Annotated in this window: 17 protein-coding genes and 2 pseudogenes; 4 read left to right on the top strand and 15 right to left on the bottom strand. The window is 37.4% G+C overall.

The genetic code is table 11. The annotated features are described in order from the left end of the window. Positions 1-127: 127 nt before the first annotated feature. From CL176_RS09990 to CL176_RS09960, 7 genes and pseudogenes are all read right to left on the bottom strand, one after another. Positions 128-450: pseudogene (locus CL176_RS09990) on the bottom strand (transposase). A 347-nt stretch (positions 451-797) separates the two neighbouring features. Continuing rightward, positions 798-2,663 (bottom strand): SAG1250 family conjugative relaxase, encoded by a 1,866-nt coding sequence (locus tag CL176_RS09985; protein ID WP_118991170.1) that lies wholly within the window; start codon positions 2,661-2,663, stop codon positions 798-800. Further along, on the bottom strand, positions 2,650-3,015 hold the full coding sequence (gene mobC / locus CL176_RS09980) for a plasmid mobilization relaxosome protein MobC (protein ID WP_000263041.1): 366 nt from the start codon (positions 3,013-3,015) through the stop codon (positions 2,650-2,652). Before mobC ends, CL176_RS09985 begins: the two co-directional genes overlap by 14 nt. 9 nt (positions 3,016-3,024) lie before the next feature. Continuing rightward, complete coding sequence (locus tag CL176_RS09975) at positions 3,025-3,384, bottom strand: SAG1252 family conjugative relaxosome accessory protein (RefSeq protein WP_000532243.1); 360 nt, start codon at positions 3,382-3,384, stop codon at positions 3,025-3,027. A gap of 413 nt (positions 3,385-3,797) precedes the next feature. Then, positions 3,798-4,010: a hypothetical protein gene (locus CL176_RS12380; protein ID WP_162890955.1), complete on the bottom strand. Its 213-nt coding sequence runs from the start codon at positions 4,008-4,010 to the stop codon at positions 3,798-3,800. Between the two features lie 11 nt (positions 4,011-4,021). Then, complete coding sequence (locus CL176_RS09965) at positions 4,022-4,201, bottom strand: Blp family class II bacteriocin (RefSeq protein ID WP_012775540.1); 180 nt, start codon at positions 4,199-4,201, stop codon at positions 4,022-4,024. 119 nt (positions 4,202-4,320) lie between these two features. Beyond that, complete coding sequence (locus CL176_RS09960) at positions 4,321-4,602, bottom strand: hypothetical protein (RefSeq protein WP_228475338.1); 282 nt, start codon at positions 4,600-4,602, stop codon at positions 4,321-4,323. 414 nt (positions 4,603-5,016) lie between these two features. On the opposite strand from CL176_RS09960, the gene CL176_RS09955 reads away from it, so the two are divergent. The 4 genes from CL176_RS09955 (at position 5,017) to CL176_RS09935 (ending at position 7,909) form a co-directional block, all read left to right on the top strand. Next, entirely contained in the window at positions 5,017-5,709 is a 693-nt protein-coding gene (locus CL176_RS09955; RefSeq protein WP_118991169.1) for an XRE family transcriptional regulator, read from the top strand. A gap of 142 nt (positions 5,710-5,851) precedes the next feature. Further along, positions 5,852-7,267, top strand: coding sequence for a Y-family DNA polymerase (locus CL176_RS09945; RefSeq protein WP_118991167.1), 1,416 nt, complete (start codon positions 5,852-5,854; stop codon positions 7,265-7,267). After that, positions 7,264-7,614 (top strand): hypothetical protein, encoded by a 351-nt coding sequence (locus tag CL176_RS09940; RefSeq protein WP_118991166.1) that lies wholly within the window; start codon positions 7,264-7,266, stop codon positions 7,612-7,614. The genes CL176_RS09945 and CL176_RS09940 overlap by 4 nt, the downstream gene beginning before the upstream one ends. Next, the gene (locus CL176_RS09935) at positions 7,601-7,909 is read left to right on the top strand and encodes a DUF5960 family protein (protein ID WP_118991165.1); all 309 of its coding nucleotides are present in this window, start codon (positions 7,601-7,603) and stop codon (positions 7,907-7,909) included. Before CL176_RS09940 ends, CL176_RS09935 begins: the two co-directional genes overlap by 14 nt. Positions 7,910-7,917: 8 nt before the next feature. On the opposite strand, the gene CL176_RS09930 is transcribed toward CL176_RS09935, so the two are convergent. From CL176_RS09930 to CL176_RS09895, 8 genes and pseudogenes are all read right to left on the bottom strand, one after another. Beyond that, positions 7,918-8,214, bottom strand: coding sequence for a hypothetical protein (locus CL176_RS09930; protein WP_162890954.1), 297 nt, complete (start codon positions 8,212-8,214; stop codon positions 7,918-7,920). 49 nt (positions 8,215-8,263) lie between these two features. Beyond that, complete coding sequence (locus tag CL176_RS09925) at positions 8,264-8,653, bottom strand: DUF5945 family protein (RefSeq protein WP_024408868.1); 390 nt, start codon at positions 8,651-8,653, stop codon at positions 8,264-8,266. Continuing rightward, positions 8,650-8,877, bottom strand: a complete 228-nt coding sequence (locus CL176_RS09920) for a DUF5965 family protein (RefSeq protein ID WP_012775533.1) — start codon at positions 8,875-8,877, stop codon at positions 8,650-8,652. Before CL176_RS09920 ends, CL176_RS09925 begins: the two co-directional genes overlap by 4 nt. A gap of 53 nt (positions 8,878-8,930) precedes the next feature. Then, on the bottom strand, positions 8,931-10,007 hold the full coding sequence (locus tag CL176_RS09915) for a toprim domain-containing protein (protein WP_014621291.1): 1,077 nt from the start codon (positions 10,005-10,007) through the stop codon (positions 8,931-8,933). A gap of 39 nt (positions 10,008-10,046) precedes the next feature. Beyond that, the gene (locus CL176_RS09910) at positions 10,047-10,685 is read right to left on the bottom strand and encodes a hypothetical protein (protein ID WP_044980767.1); all 639 of its coding nucleotides are present in this window, start codon (positions 10,683-10,685) and stop codon (positions 10,047-10,049) included. 95 nt (positions 10,686-10,780) lie between these two features. Further along, on the bottom strand, positions 10,781-11,071 hold the full coding sequence (locus CL176_RS09905; RefSeq protein WP_118991163.1) for a DUF5966 family protein: 291 nt from the start codon (positions 11,069-11,071) through the stop codon (positions 10,781-10,783). Between the two features lie 13 nt (positions 11,072-11,084). After that, entirely contained in the window at positions 11,085-11,384 is a 300-nt protein-coding gene (locus tag CL176_RS09900; protein WP_000194866.1) for a DUF5962 family protein, read from the bottom strand. Between the two features lie 70 nt (positions 11,385-11,454). Beyond that, positions 11,455-16,212: pseudogene (locus tag CL176_RS09895) on the bottom strand (SNF2-related protein); the annotation flags it as partial. Positions 16,213-16,234 lie beyond the last annotated feature (22 nt).

Here is a 16,234-nt window from a genome sequence, read left to right as displayed (position 1 = left end):
CCGTGAAAACGGGTGGCTTGTACATCGGCTATAAGCCGTTTCTCTCCAGCGACGTCTAAAGACGTTCGCTGAACTTCGTTTAGGTTAGTGCTATAATTACTTGTCTAAAGCCCGTAACAACGGGCTTTTATATTATTCTAAATCTACTATCTGAAAATGGATCTTTATACTCTTTGACACTCAATTGATCAAGTGCAATGTCATTTTTCTTCTGCTCGCGAATGTATTTAGCAACTGTCTTTTCATTCAGTTCAACGGTACTAACATAGTAGCCTCTAGCCCAAAACTTTCGATTTCCACGCCTTTGTATTGACATAGATGACGGAAAATAGAAATTAAGTCCTGTCTAATTTTGTAGTAAATGGATTTTCTCCGGTACTTAGGTGTGAAAACTATGTGATATTTGCACATCCATTTAGTGTGTGATAAACTGTAACCGGTTTTAGCCATAATAAAAAATAAAATCTAAAATTTCATAGTAATCTGATATACTCCCCATATAATAGCCAGTGAAAAAACAAAAAAATTTACTGTACACTATAAAGGGAGTTTTCATATGTCCAAAAGAAGTTCTAAATTATTAGAATTGAGATTAGAAATTGTTCTCTCATTACTTCATCAAGAACAGTCTATCACAAAACTCAGTCATCGCTATAAAGTCAAATATTGAATAGGTTACACTAAACTAGACAGTCTTATAAAGTGTTCTACACTAAAGAAAATAGGAGAATATCATGTCTAGAAAAATATGTCGCCACTTCACCAATGACTTTGAGCAACAAATTATATAACTTTCATTATTCCATCAATACTACATCCAATGTTTTTCGATGTGATTTTTTATCAATATTTAATCTTTCAATCAATGTTTCTAATTTCCTAGCTAATCCTTCGTACTCATAAAGATACTGACTTAGATCCTCTTGCATTACTCTTATTTTTTCGCTTACTTGTTCTAATGTAATGGATTCTGTCAAATTTAGTTTTGAAAATTCATATTTTGCTAGTTTTCGACTATTTGGTTCTTCACTCTTCAAGTTGATAAGCACTTCCGCTATCTTATTTAAGGTGGTGATTTTTTCATTGATTTGAGTTAATTTGATATCTAGCTCTGCTATTTCTTTGACCAACTCGTCTTTAATGTCTTGATATTTCTTATCTGTCTCTGTTAACTCAATTAAGAGGTTAATCTCAGAAATCTTTTCTTGAAGTCGTTCAACAGTTGGTCTTCTGTATGGTATCACTCGACTATCGTTTGTTAGCTGTCTAATCAAGGTTCGCCCTTTTATATACTGATTCTTATCCGAATGTTCTTTGTTATAGATAAAGTATGAGGTTGTCTCACGGATATAGACTTTAAATTTTTTCCGATTCTCTTCTTCAAGAATATCTAATTGATAGTTGGGAATAAAAATAAGACCGCTCTGTTTGACACCGAAAGACACCTTGATATAAACGCCCTTATCAGCTAGCTTCTCTATTTGGTGCTTTGCAAGTTCCACTTCAAATTCATGAACGGCATCTCGTTTTTCCTTATATGTCTCAAAGGCTTCTTCAATCTCTTCAGTGGATACCTTATCCTTATCTCGTTCTTCTTGAAAAGCATGGTACTGTTCCAGTAAATTTTCTAATCCTTCTGAATCACCGACCTCCTTATTTTTAAAGTAAGCTTGAAAAAAATTAACATCATATAATTTCTTGTCACTTATTTTTTTATGACCCAAACTTATCTTTTGAGTATCTTCTTCCAGTATAAAAGTTACATTTTTTTGTTTTAAGTCAATGGTTAGATTCAATTCTTTTGCTTTTAATAGTAGCTCCTCTAATGAATTAACACAGTTCAACAGAAATTCTAATCGACTTTCAATCTCTTGCTTGGCAAAATGTATACGAAAAAATTCTTCATCATATAAATCTCGTTTCCTGAGTTGGCGTCCTCGAATTGGCTTTGTCATAGCTCTATCTGTCATCATGAATCGACTATGCTTCTGACTAAAATCAATATGAACATGTAACTGCACCGCTTTTTCTAAAAAATCATCAAAGGACTTTGACTGCTGCATCAAAAAATAAAGGCGTTGCTTTAATTCAAATTTATGACTAGACTGCCTATATTTTTGATAGTCACAATACGAGTAACGCTTCTCGATAATTTTTGCCCCTGCCATTTTAGAAATGCGGTCTGAAATCATACGAAGGTTTCGTTCCAAGGCATAATTCCATATCAACTTTTTATCTGAATTACGATCAATGGCGTTGATTAGGATGTGATTATGAACATGATTTTTGTCTGTATGAGTTGCCACGATAAAACGAAAACGGCCTCCTGTTAATTCCATCATGGTCTCATAACCAATGCGGTTAATTTCTTCAGGTGTCAGATTATCCTCGGGAGAAAATGATTGGATGAGGTGATGGGCATGAATATTTTGTTGGCGTTTTTCTTGTCGGTCATTTCTGGATTCGTACAACTTGTCGTTATTGGTAAAGTTGACATTGTACATTTCTACCATTTCTTCATAGCTGGGAAAGTCTAAGTAATTGCTCATGCCAAAATCAGATACCAATTTCAAATTGTTCGTTTTATCGGGATTGAGGATATACTTAATCAGACGCCTACGGTATTTTTTTCCGTGCGTTACAAAGTGTTTAGTGACTACCATGAAACTCCCTCAGTCTTTTCGCTTCCACTTGAAATTCTTTCTCCACTCCAGTAATCAACTCACTAACTCCCTTACTTAATTCTTGTAACTGTTCTTGAGAAATCAGATGACTTTGATTAATGGCACGCGCAATTTGATTGATGTTATTTCCAATCCGTCTCAATTCAAATACTAACTGGTCATAGGTATCCGTGTTAATGGTGACAAATGACATATTGGGATTCAGCAACACTTTTCTGGCATAGACTGAAAAATTTTGACAATGACTCTTAGCAATTCGTTCATTCAATTGATGTAACTCTGAATCTGTTAAAAATACTTTTTTGAGATTAGTGCGATATCGATAAACCATAGTAGCCTCCTATCTCATGTATTTTTCACGAAACTCATGACTGAGTGGTTGTACTTGATTGACTTCCGCTATCAATTCTTGAACGCAGCTCAATAAGATTGAAACGTGTTCTTGAGTCACTTGGTGATTTTCTCTTGCAATAATCAAAACTTCATACACATCTCGACTAATCTGCTCAAACTTTTGAGATTGCCAAAGAGAGAACCAACTTTCAAAAATTCTATCCTGGTAATTTTTTTTCAACAAATTTTGACGAAGAAATTCTGAGAAACTATCCAGTTTTTGTTCCCTCATCATTTCTTTTATCTGTTTTTCTTCTTGTCTCGTGATTCTAAATTGCTTACGAATCAACTTAATTTCTCGTCCCATCCTACTATCCTTTCAACATTATACTTGTCTGACAATGTCAGGCTGCCTCACATTGTCAGTACGCTTCCTAAAGACCTAAGTCCCTTCTTGTTCGGTCATTGCGAGCTCAGATATTGTGTCCACAATATCCCAAAAATCATATCGTCAGCTGATTAAAACCTTCCAGTTTTGACAGCTAACGATAAGATAACTTGGTGGCTTCGCCCCCAAACCCCCAGTGAAAAATCAAGGATTGATTTTCTTAGGAATGATATTAGGATAATAGAGGTGATTTGGAAAAGGTATCACAGAATTGAAAATGAGAGTAAGAAAAAAGAGAGCTGACGCTCTCTGAAAAATTATTTATCATCCTCTTCTGATGCAATTTTTATCAAATCTAATAATGCTGGTGTCCTGAAAGAATCTATTGCAACCTATTTCTTTTGGAATAAATAGCCTTTACCGCTAACAATTATTCCCAAAGTCCCGATGAGTAATGCACATCTGATAGTAAATGCTAACATATCAGAAATACCACCTGAAATCATCTGATATATCAACAAAGATGATAGAACTGACAGTATCATTCGAGCAGTTGGTGATAATGATTGTAAAGTTACTCTATACTGAAATATTGATTTCTTCATAAAGAGACCTACTAACAGAAGAAACCAGCTCCAACAGCACCTCCTGCTGCTGAACCCCATGGTCCTCCGACAGAGCCTAACAGAGCACCTACCACAACACCTGCAATACATTTACCTGAGGCTCCACCTTCAACAGTCGCAAGCAGTTCAGTGTCCAAAAGTTCAAATTGTGAAATTGTTTGTGTATTCATGATGAATATCTCCTTATGTTTTCTATTTTTATTGATTTGTCCGTTGCAACTTGACACCTTTAGTATAGCACTCTTCTTACAAAAATAATCACCATTTCCTGAACAGTCATTTAACTTTCCTAAACGGGAAAAACATTACCGTTCAAGACTAAAATATAGCCGTTCAAGAAAAAGGCACCAGTCAAAACTGTTGCCACTAACGAGTAATATATCATATCACCACTATTTATTATATAGTATATAAAAGAAATTATTATATAACCTATCATTACCCCCCACTGCCACAAGACTTGTGGAATATTTCTGATAAACCATATAAAAACTGGAATCTCCATAACAATTGATAAAATATACTGCCACTTCATTGGTCTTTTTATAAATAAATTTTTAGCTATTCTCATACTCTCTCCTAATATGATATTTCCTTTACATCATCTTCTTATATTTTCCTAAATCGGATTGATTTACAAAATATAGGTTTCCCCTCGTACGTGTACACGCACCATAAAATTTACTTTTGGTTTTTCCCAGAACCGTTCTCCCCAACAAAATATTAACTTCAGAATTACAAGTAAAATCAACTTTCTGAAAACGTTAAAAGTTTTGTATTATAATTCTTGATATCATATAGACTACCTGACCCTCGCATATTTAGTTTGAAAAGTTATTTATTGAAATTATATCACATAAATCATTCTATTATTTTTAAATAATAAATTCATGATATGTTTTACATTACTTTCCTCTTGCATCTTAAATCTTTTATGATATAATTTTGTTAGTTTATAAAACAACAAAAGTTTTCAGGAGGTAATATGTTTTCTGGTAAACGATTAAAAGAAAGACGAATAACACTCGGCTATTCTCAATCTGAACTAGCAGATAAACTTCATATAAACCGATCTTCTTATTTCAACTGGGAAAATGAAAAGACCAAACCAAACCAAAGCAATCTCAAACAGCTGGCTATCCTATTAGATGTTCCTGAAACATATTTTGAGTCAGAATATAAAATAGTGAATACTTATCTTCAGCTTTCTTTACAGAACCAGGAAAAAGTAGAGAAGTATGCTGAAGAATTACTTCAAGAACAAGGGATTCACAATAAAATTATTCCGCTGTTTGCTGTGGAAGTCCTATCTGAGATCCAACTATCTGCTGGTCCTGGTGAAGGTCTATACGATGAATTTGAAACTGAGACTGTCTATTCGGAAGATGAATATACAGGATTCGATATAGCGACATGGATTTCTGGTAATTCTATGGAACCTGTTTATAAAGACGGTGAAGTCGCTTTAATCAGATCAACTGGTTTTGATTACGATGGAGCTGTATATGCCTTGAATTGGAATGGATCGCTCTATATCAAGAAACTCTATCGTGAAGAAGATGGATTCCGAATGGTGTCAATTAACCCAGATGTTGCTGAAAGATTTATCCCATTTGAAGATGAAATCAGAATTGTTGGCAAAGTTGTTGGCCACTTCATGCCTGTGATTGGAGGTTAGAAATGTCTAAAGAGTTTGACGACATGATTTACATTAAATCAAATCGCATTATTATATTACTCGACCAAAAGGAGTATGATGTAACAGACCATCTAACAGAATTGGTAGATGAGTTAGCAAAATTGAAATCTAGGTGAATACTATGGGCTATGTCGACTACTCAAAAGAACCTCGTAGCGATATTGCTTTTGTTGATATGAAATCCTTCTATGCGTCCATTGAATGCGTGGAGAGAGGGCTTCATCCACTCCATACATCTCTTTGTGTTATGAGTAGGGCAGATAATTCTACTGGACTAATTTTAGCCTCTTCTCCAATGTTTAAGAAGATATTTGGTAAAGGGAACGTCGGTAGAGCTTATGACCTCCCCTTTGATGTCCACACACGAAAATTTAACTATTACCGTGCAAGCATTTCTGGACTACCAACAGATGCCAAGTTCGTCTCTTATATTGAAAACTGGGCTAAGCGTACCTTTATCGTGCCACCAAGAATGGACTTGTACATCCAAAAAAATCTAGAAATCCAAAAAGTATTTCAAAATTATGCAGACCCAACAGATATTCTCCCTTATTCAATTGACGAGGGATTTATTGACTTAACTTCATCACTAAATTATTTTGTTGGAGATAAAACTCTTAGTCGTAAATATAAATTAGATTTGGTTTCAGCAAAAATTCAACACAATATTTGGGAAAAAACGGGTGTCTATTCAACTGTTGGAATGAGTAATGCCAATCCACTTTTAGCTAAGTTAGCACTTGATAACGAAGCTAAAACCACTGCTACCATGCGTGCCAATTGGTCTTATCAAGATGTTGAAACGAAGGTCTGGAATATTCCAAAAATGACTGACTTTTGGGGAATAGGTTCACGAACAGAAAAAAGACTAAACAAATTGGGAATCTACAGCATTAAAGAATTGGCCAACTGTGACCCTACTATCTTGAAAAAAGAATTTGGTGTGATTGGCGTGCAACATTGGTTTCATGCTAATGGTATTGATGAGAGCAATGTCCATGAACCCTATCGGCCAAAAGAAGTTGGGATTGGTAATTCACAAGTACTTCACAAAGACTATACACGTCAAAGCGATATAGAGCTTGTCCTACGTGAAATGGCAGAGCAAGTTGCGATTCGGCTACGCAGAATGCACAAAAAAGCAACCGTAGTTGCCATAAATGTAGGCTATTCAAACTTCGAAAACAAGAAATCAATCAATGTTCAGAGAAAAATTAACCCAAATAATCGTACGCTTGTTTTTCAAGATGAAGTTGTTTCTCTCTTTCGTGCTAAATACGATGGAGGGGCAGTTAGAAGCATTGCTGTAAGGTACGATGGATTGGTGGATGAAAACTTTGCTGTGATTTCTCTTTTTGATGATTTTGAAGAAAGCGAAAAAGAGGAAAAATTGGAGACAACCATTGATTCCATTCGTGATCGATTTGGATTTCTTGCTGTACAGAAAGCTAGTTCTTTATTAGAAAATTCAAGGGCAATTGCTCGCAGTAGATTAGTCGGCGGACATTCCGCTGGAGGATTGGAGGGATTAAAATGATTGATAGAAGTTATCTGCCATTTAAGGTTGCTAGAGAATATCAAGACCGAAAAATGGCCAAATGGATGGGATTTTTCTTATCAGAACATACATCAGGCTTAGAACAAGAACGTAATCGCATTGATTATTCAAGTGAGTTAAGTTTGGCAGATAAGCTACTGCTACTCAATCAACTATATAGCCACCAATTAACTGGTATTCTGACAGTTCCTGGTAGGACTTATGTAGGAAAAGTAAAGAACTTGACTTTTCAATTGATTTCATTTGAAACAAAAGAAGGCTATATCAGTATCCAAATCTCTGAAATTCTTACAATAGACTTGGAGGTAGAGTATGAATCAGCTTGATTATAATAAGAACCAACTCCAGATGGACTATTTTAGTGACAGTTACCGAAAATTTGAAGAGGATTTCTATCGCTACTCAGCTCTAGATACTCCACTTACTTTTTTAACAGATGATATTATGCTTGCCATGGCAAAATCTCAAAAGCCCTATTTTAAGCTAAATAAGGAAAATTCGAAAGACCATCGTGACCATTATTTTATGTTCAATGTGGAACCTTCACGAGATAATAATCTAGTTAGGCTATATTGTTACGATTCAACGAAGACACATATTTCAAAAAACAGGCCAAAATAATTGGTCTGTTATTTGTTATTATTGCTCTCTCGCCTACCTTGTCTAAACCTTTCAATGTTTTTTTCCAATTGTTCCGTGTGAAGTTTATTTTTCGCTTCTTGGATCGACTTATCAAGACTTTGTTCCTCATCGTTTATAACGCTTTGAGATAATTCAAAGTTCCTATCAGGCTTAAAATTTGTATCAAAAACCACATCTAGGAGTTGTTCTACTTTGGTTAATTCAGTATCTGACATCTCAGATAGTCGATGAATCAGTCGTTTAAATTGATCCTGGTTCTGTTTTTTCTTTTGAAAAAATTTCATTATCTTCTCCTTCAATTGTAAAAAGGTAGCCCGCATAGGACTACCTGACTTATAAATCATCAATGGCTACTGAAATAGCCTGCAACTTTTTATTTTGGATTTTCTTTTCATCAATCAATTGATGAAGTTCTTCAATTTGCTTTTGACAGGCTGAAATATCCTTGTTATTTTGTGCAATGGTATCAGCCAAGTGTTGTTTATAGTCACTTGTGATATTTACCTTCTTCGGCTGACTTTGTTTAACGGTTGATGCGAGCGTTTGGTCATCTTTATATTTTGACTCCTTTTGTTGTTGTTCAAAAGCAGCCACATAGTCTACTTCTTCAATTGGTTTTTCATCCTGTTTATGGAAGAGTGCTGCGATTTTAGCTCGTTCTTCATGGGACGATGTTGGTTTCACATCGTCTAGTGGCTGATCAAAATTCCATGTTTTACTCATTCTGTATCCTCATTTCTGTAATTTGAGTGTAGTGTGGTTTCTTTACCAAAGGCTTGCTCTAGTGCTTCATGAAATGACAACTGACTAGATTGTTGCCGTTTGATAAAGGTACTGTACATAGCTGTTTGTAGTTGGTCACGATAGTGTTCCAATTTCTCTGTCTCACGTGAGACCTTTTCTTCTTGCCTAGCTACTTTTTCAGCCAGACGTTCAATCACACTCATAGGGTGTCCTCCTTGTCCCTTTCTAGATTATGATAGCGGACTTGATTTTGTTATCACAATTCCATAGCACGCTCTCGTTTTGGTGGAGGATGATTCTTAATGGCTTGTATCTGGGCTGACTGAATAAGATTGCTTAAGGATATTTCCTTCTGTTGCTTCACAATATCATTCCAATCTGACTTTGTTTCCAGTCCCTGCAATGGTGGTAAATCTTTGGTGATTGGAAGTCCTTTATCTGACAGTTTCTGACAAAATTCTCTTCCTGCCTCATCGTTATCAACAGCCAATGTTAGCACGTTTGAATGAGTTTGAAAAAAGGTTGTCGTCTCTTGTATTGCCTGAAGATAATGGCTAAGTCTGCTTGGTTTTACTGTATCTAGAAATGCCAATTTCCCTTGTTCCTCGGCTGCTAGACGTAAAGTCTGATAAGCAATCACTGAAAGTTTTAAGCCTTCCATTGACACCAGGCGAACATCTGATAGCTGCTTTTGGTGAAGTTGATAATAACTCATCATATCTATAACTGATTCACAAAAAATGAGTCTCTTGGGATTCCCAATATCGAAACTAATACCAACATGGCCTTTTGAGCCTTTCATGATTTTTTTGAGATAACCTCGATCGTGTTTTTCTTCATTTTTGACGAGACCTTGAAGGCTTGCGGCCTGTAAGACACCATTATGGTCATAGCTTTTAAACACTAAAACTGACTCCGCTTGATAAGTAGCTTGAGCAAGCAATCCTTGTCTACCAAAGGTATTGATAGTCTGATCACTTAGGCCACGGATGTCTTTTAAGTAAATACGTGCTTGCTGAAACGGCTCTTCATGCAAATAATATTGAAACGGTTGATAAGTTTCTTCTATTACCGTAGCCTGTTCAAAATCTCCAGTTTCAAGATAGGATACAGCCTCTTTGAAAGTAACACCTGCCACTAATTGAACAAAGTCAATCACATCCCCTTGTATATCTCTTGAAAACCATTTGAAAGTATTGGTATCGGCAAAAATCCGAAAGGAATCATGGTCTGGGTGTTCATAAATGTGTCCTGATAAACGTCTGAAGGAATAACCTAAACTTTCAGCCACATCTAAAATGGCCTTTTGTTTTACTATTTTAATTCGTGTCATCTTGTCTCCCTATCAAAAAAAGCAGAAGACTGTCTCCTGCTAGTTGTTCTCACTTGTTGTAGTTCCTTGGATCGTTGGTATGCTGGAATTAGCACCATTTGTGGCTTCTTTCATGTCCTCCAGTTTCCCATTCCAAATGGTCAACTGATTAACCAGGAGCTTGTCGGAAACTTTGGAGTAGGATAACATAACCGTCTTGATTTCTGTCTGAGTGGTTCGCTGTTGTTGCTCACTCAAATCAGAAACATAGGTCACTTGGTAGGTAACTTCCGCAAGTGCAACATTGCTTTCTGTATTGACATAGATACTGGCTGATTCAAATCGGTAGTCAAGCATATAATCTTTATAAACTTGATTAATTGCATTATTCTGATTTGCTTCCTCTTCTGAAAATGCCGAATCCGTCATGTAGGGCTTGATACGAGCGTTATTTTCACCAAGCTGGACCTTGGTGAAATATTGAGTAAGAAATTCTTTGACAAGCTCATCTGATAGGACTGTCGCTCTTTCCTCCTGCTTTTCCTTTGTCACAAGTTTATTGGCTTCTGCTCGTATTTGGTGCTCAGTTTGTTTTGAAACGGATTGTGAGCCAATCGTATAGCCAATCATGACCATAAAACTGACTGCGATTAAACCTCCTACTCCAATCAGAAATCGAGCTTTCACTTTATTTAACATGGCTTACTCCTTTATTAGTGATAGCCACATCATAACAAGATTATCTTGGAAAATTTATCACAAGAAAAAGGACTACCAATCGGTAATCCTCCGTGTTAAACTATTCTATTTCTCCACCACTTTATAATAAAGCTTAAAACGAGAAATAGATTCAAAGCAATAAAATATCCTGTAAAACTCCAAATACCATTGGTGGCTAAATCTTCTGTATAGAGGTATCTCTCAGTAAAGAAGAGGTAGATTCCATAGATTTCTATAAAGACTAATCCACTGATGAGTCCGATAAGAAACAAAGCAACTGAAACTTTCACAATCCGATAAAGGACGAGCAACATCAGTCCTATTGCTGCGATAATCAAAAGGCTTTGTAGAATTTGCTCCAACATCTTACACCTCTTTCTAGGCTAATTGCTTGCGATAGTAGTCAGCCTGTCTCTTGTCTAAATCATCTAGTTGGGCAACCAAATCAAGGTATTCCGTCTTTGTCACCTCATCTAAGCTAGGAAAATCATTCTCACGACTTGTGATGATGAGTTCCAGCTGTCCAGTAATTTCACGCCTTGAAAAACTGTAATCAAAGGTCTCATCTTCATACTGTTCCTTTAAAGTTTGGTAGTTTGCCCTATCTTCTGAACTCGTAAAGCCTTGTGACAACCATTCTTCTAGTTGATAACGCATTTCTTCTAGTGTTTGGGTCATGATCTATTCTCCTTTTGTGATTTCTTGACTTCATTTTACCGCGTTCAAAATTATTTGTCAGCCTTTTTTCTTATATCTCAAGTGCTATTTGTTGCTTCTTTTGGGGTGTTGTATCTTCACTAAACTTGGCCAAAGCTGCATCTATCTCTTCAATCTCTGCTTCTTTTTCAACCAAGGGAGCTAAAACATCATACTTAGCCTTTACAAGCTGATAGTCCTCTTCCTTTGGAAAGACTTTTTCAACTTCTACTTTGGCTACTCGTAGCTTATCTTTTAAATCCTTTACCAGCTCTTGCGTCTTTTCTTGGTCATATATAATATGGTCAATGGCATTACTAATCCGTTGAATGGTTCCCACGTCTGATTTTAAATCAAGGGCGACAGTATACTGATTATCTCCTACAATCATTAAAGAGACAGTCTCTGGCAAGGGCTCACTAGGACCTCGTGTAGTCATTTTTAAGTCAAATCCTCTAAAGCTGGCAAGTGTTCTGACTTCCTTGGTCTCTGAGCGGTTATAGGTAATGAGTTTTCGCAGATAGTCCCCAGCTTCAGCACGATTATCCATTGCTTGATTGTCAAATCGCATGACAAAATCTTGCGACTTTGTTGCCAAAGATTGGGCAATATCTTTATCATATTGACTCAACCGTTTTTCCATGATAGGGAGGTGCTTCTCGCAATAGGAAACTGTGTGGCGGTATTCATCTTTAGAGCGATTAAAAGCTCGTTTTTGATTCTCTAAAACTGTCAGTTCATTTTCCAATTCCATTTTGAGCTTAAGGTAGGGATTACCAGTAGCCAAAGCCTTAAAGTCTGAGGCGGTCATGGTTTGTTCATCTATGTCTTCAGCTGATCTCACAGGATCTTTTGAGGTCATTATCTGGGTGATATACTTTAGCTTATTCTCCTGTGTCTGCCAGAGATAATTGTCGAAGCTCCCTTTAGTAATATAGTGATAAATATCTACCTCCTGGTGCATGTTTCCCTGACGAATCAATCTACCATTTCGCTGGACAATGTCTGAGGGGCGCCAAGGAACATCTAAGTGGTGAACAGCTTTCATGCGTGATTGCACGTTTAGACCCGTTCCACCTTTTTCCGTCGAAGCCATGAGAATCCGCACTTCTCCGCTATTGACCTTTCTAGACAGTGAGTTTTTCTTTTCATCAGTATTGGCGTCATGGACAAAGGCAATTTCTTCTTTTGGAATCCCTCGATCAACCAGCAAAGCTTTCAGTTCGTTGTAGACATCAAATCCTTCTTCCTTACTTTTAGGAGTTCCAATATCAGAGAAAATCATCTGGGTAGCTTTCTCATTTTCTCCCTCACGGTAAATGCGTTCCACATTGTCCACTACTTGAAGAATCTTCTGATTGTCAGACAAGGTGTAAGCAGAATCAATGAGACGCATGTCAATGGCTAGTTTTCTGGCTTCTCCAGTTATCTTTAACATGTTATCTCTACTTGGATCAACACTACCTGACTTGATAGCGTCCGAACGCTTTACCAGCTCTTCCAAATAGTATTTCTGAGCTTGCGTTAACTCGCTTTCCACCGCAATAATCTTAGCTTCTGGTACTGGTAAATCAAGCATGTCTGAGGTCTGAATATCGGCAGTTTCCTTGTAGATTCGCATGAGTTCAGGAAGGTTGACAAATTTCTTAAACCGTTTCTTAGGTTGGTACTTATCACCTGTCGGGGCGAGTTCCATGGAGTTTTCGATATTCCCAAAAGCCCCAACCCACGAATCAAAATTTGATACCTGGTATCGTTCCAAGACATCAGGTTGAATGTAATTCATCATGGTGAAAAGTTCACTAATAGAGTTAGAAACTGGTGTTCCTGTCGCAAAAACGACATTTCTATCTCCATGCTCTGCCTGAACCTGTCTCACCTTCATCTCCATGTCTACGTTCTTTTTTGAAGTAGTATTGGTGATTCCAGCTACATTCCCAAGTCCAGTGATTGGACGGATATTCTTGAAATGATGAGCCTCATCCACAAAGAGAAAATCAATGCCAAGGTTTTCAAATTCGATAAAGGTATCTCGCTCCAATTTTTGGAGTTCTTCCAACTGGTTTTCTAATCCCTTAATCGAACGTTCCGCTTCTTTCACCGTATAATCACTGTCACTTCCTAGCTTGATTTCTCGGAGTTGCTCGAGTTTGTCATTGATATAGGCGACCTGTTTTTCACGACTCATCGGTATTTTCTCAAACTGGGAATCCCCAATGACAATGGCATCATAGTCCCCTGTAATAATCCGAGACATAAACTGCTTACGTTTGGCTTTGGCAAAGTCTTTCTTAGTGGTCACATAGACTTTCTTGGTTGGGAAAAATTTCATGATTTCTTGACCAAACTGAGCAGTCAAACTAGAAGGAACCACATAGAGAGGCTTGTGCACCATCCCCAATTCTTTCAATTTGAAACCAGCTCCAAGCATGGTCAAGGTTTTTCCAGACCCTACCTCGTGGGCTAGTAGAGCACGTTTTTCCTCGACAATTCGTTGAATGGCATTCTTTTGGTGAGGACGTAAGGAAATATTCTGAGCAAGTCCATCAATGGTTAAATGGCTACCGTCATAGGACTTTGATACTGTACGATTGTAGAGCCTATTATAGGTGTCTTCAATCATTTGTTGGACTTCTGGAAACCTTGCTACAAAATCTTGAAAGAGTTCTTGTAAGTGTGTTTCCTTGGCACGCAGGACTGTTGTTTTCTCCACATCCGTCACATTCTTTTTCTTATCCCCTTCAACAACTTGTTTTGTGATGGTTGGTTGATTGGAATTCAGGAGATTCTCAAAGATTTTTCGACCACTATCATAGCGTGAAGCAGGGACACCTAAACTCCTATCCGTTGCGTTGGAATAGGTATAGGCAAACTTAGATTGGTAAGTGATAACCCCGTCAATGGGACTGACTTCAAGGACTGTTGCTACTTCTTGGTCCAACAGTTCATAGACTTTCCCCATAAAGGTTTCTTGGGCAAATTTTCCGTAAACAGACAAAGGAATCCAGCGTGAACCGATTCGATAATCAATGTCTGCTAAAGTAATGCGTGCTGGTTTGACTGTTTCTAGAAGTCCCACATAATGCGGCCAGTTAAAGTCTTGATTGTCTTGTTTGACGAATAGGTCCACCACTTCTAACTTAGTGACGACATCACCAGACAGAAAGTCTTGGCGCGAAACATAGGACAGTTCCCCATTCAAATACTTCTCAGGATCAGGCATAATGAGGTCTCCTAGCTCCTCAATCAAAGTCATCTTCGATTCAACCTGATAGATAGACATCATATAAGCGAAATCAACACCACGTCCGTCAGCCAAGCTGGAATTTAAGGCATCAAGGGCTGTATGTACCTTTTTAACCTCTTTTTCAGGACGCACTAAAGCCTTCTCAAAGGCAAGGGATTTAGTATAGATAACAGACTTTCCACTTGGATCCAGACGTTCATCTTCCAAACTAGCAAGAAGCGAATACTTATCATCACTATCGAAAAGATTGCGGTTCACTGCACTATTCAAATACCCATAGCGTTTGACAAAGCTATCATAGGTACGATTGAGTTTGCCTAACAAGTGGTTAAAGGTCTTCTTATCATAGTCATAATGGCGTTGAATGGCAATGACCTCTTGGTAAGCATTTCGAATGTCCACCATTCCTTTGATTCGTGCCACTTCTTTATCAGACAAAGGAGCTTCATAGAAAACTGTCTTTTTATAATAACCCTTAAACTGACCACGTTTGGCTTCATCATCGGTCACATAGACATCCAGAGCAGTGTTATCAGTCACTTCTAAGGCATTAAAGCGATCAATCTGCTTTTGAGAATGTTTGGTGTCCCATGCTTTGAAGTTGCCCTCTTCATCGACATAGTAACTGATTTCTTCCGTCTTGGTTCCGACTCGAATGCCTTTGTTATCTCGATAGTAAACTGTAGAACCCTGATAACCAAAACTGTACTGACCTAGATTCTCCCTCATTTCAGCTGGAATGGAGGTATCCATGACTTGTTCGGTCAACACATCTGGGTTAATGATGACCTCATTTCTATCAATCTTTCTTGGGGCTTTTACTTGATGTAGAGCTGTTTCAACACTTGCAATCAAGTCATCACTAATCCCTTTAACAGAAAGTGTTCCGCCATTAAAATTTCTGACCTCGTAGGTTCCTAGCACTTGGCTATTGTATTCTCCATCAAAGTAAGGATTGAGCCAAATGCGACTATCCTTTTCATAACGAATGGAACCAGAAAAGGCTAAGTCATCTGCCACATATCCCTTGTCTAAGTGTTTCTGGAAGAATAACATATCCGTTGTGACACTCGTTCCTGCAATGGCCTTAAAGGCAGAATCAGGCAGTCGAACCCCACCAAGAAATTCAGTTGTCTCACGAATATCTTGTAAAATATTTTCTGTTCGCTTATCCATAGTTCCTGTGGAAGAGATAATCGCTACTTGTCCACCATCATGGACCAAATCAAGTGACTTTTTGACAAAGTAATCATGAATCATGTAAGGTCTATCATACCTGTTATCCGCAATCCGAAGGTTGGCAAAGGGAACATTTGAAATCACTAAATCAAAACTATTGTCGTTAAAAACCACCGTCTCAAAGCCCTTAATTTCAATACGACTATTGGGATGAAGGTGTTTGGCAATAGCTCCTGTAATGGTATCTAATTCCACACCATATAACTCACTCTTTTCTCTTAAGTGTTTGGGCATAGCCGCAAAAAAATTCCCTATTCCCATGGAAGGATCTAGGATTTTGCCACCTTTAAAGCCATCTCTTTCCAACTTATCCCACATCTGTTTGTTGTAATCTAAAAAGGGACCA

The sequence above is a fragment of the Suicoccus acidiformans genome, from assembly GCF_003546865.1.
GTDB lineage: Bacteria > Bacillota > Bacilli > Lactobacillales > Aerococcaceae > Suicoccus > Suicoccus acidiformans.
Note: the sequence above shows the minus strand (reverse complement) of the source record. Positions and strands in the feature narration are given on the sequence as shown.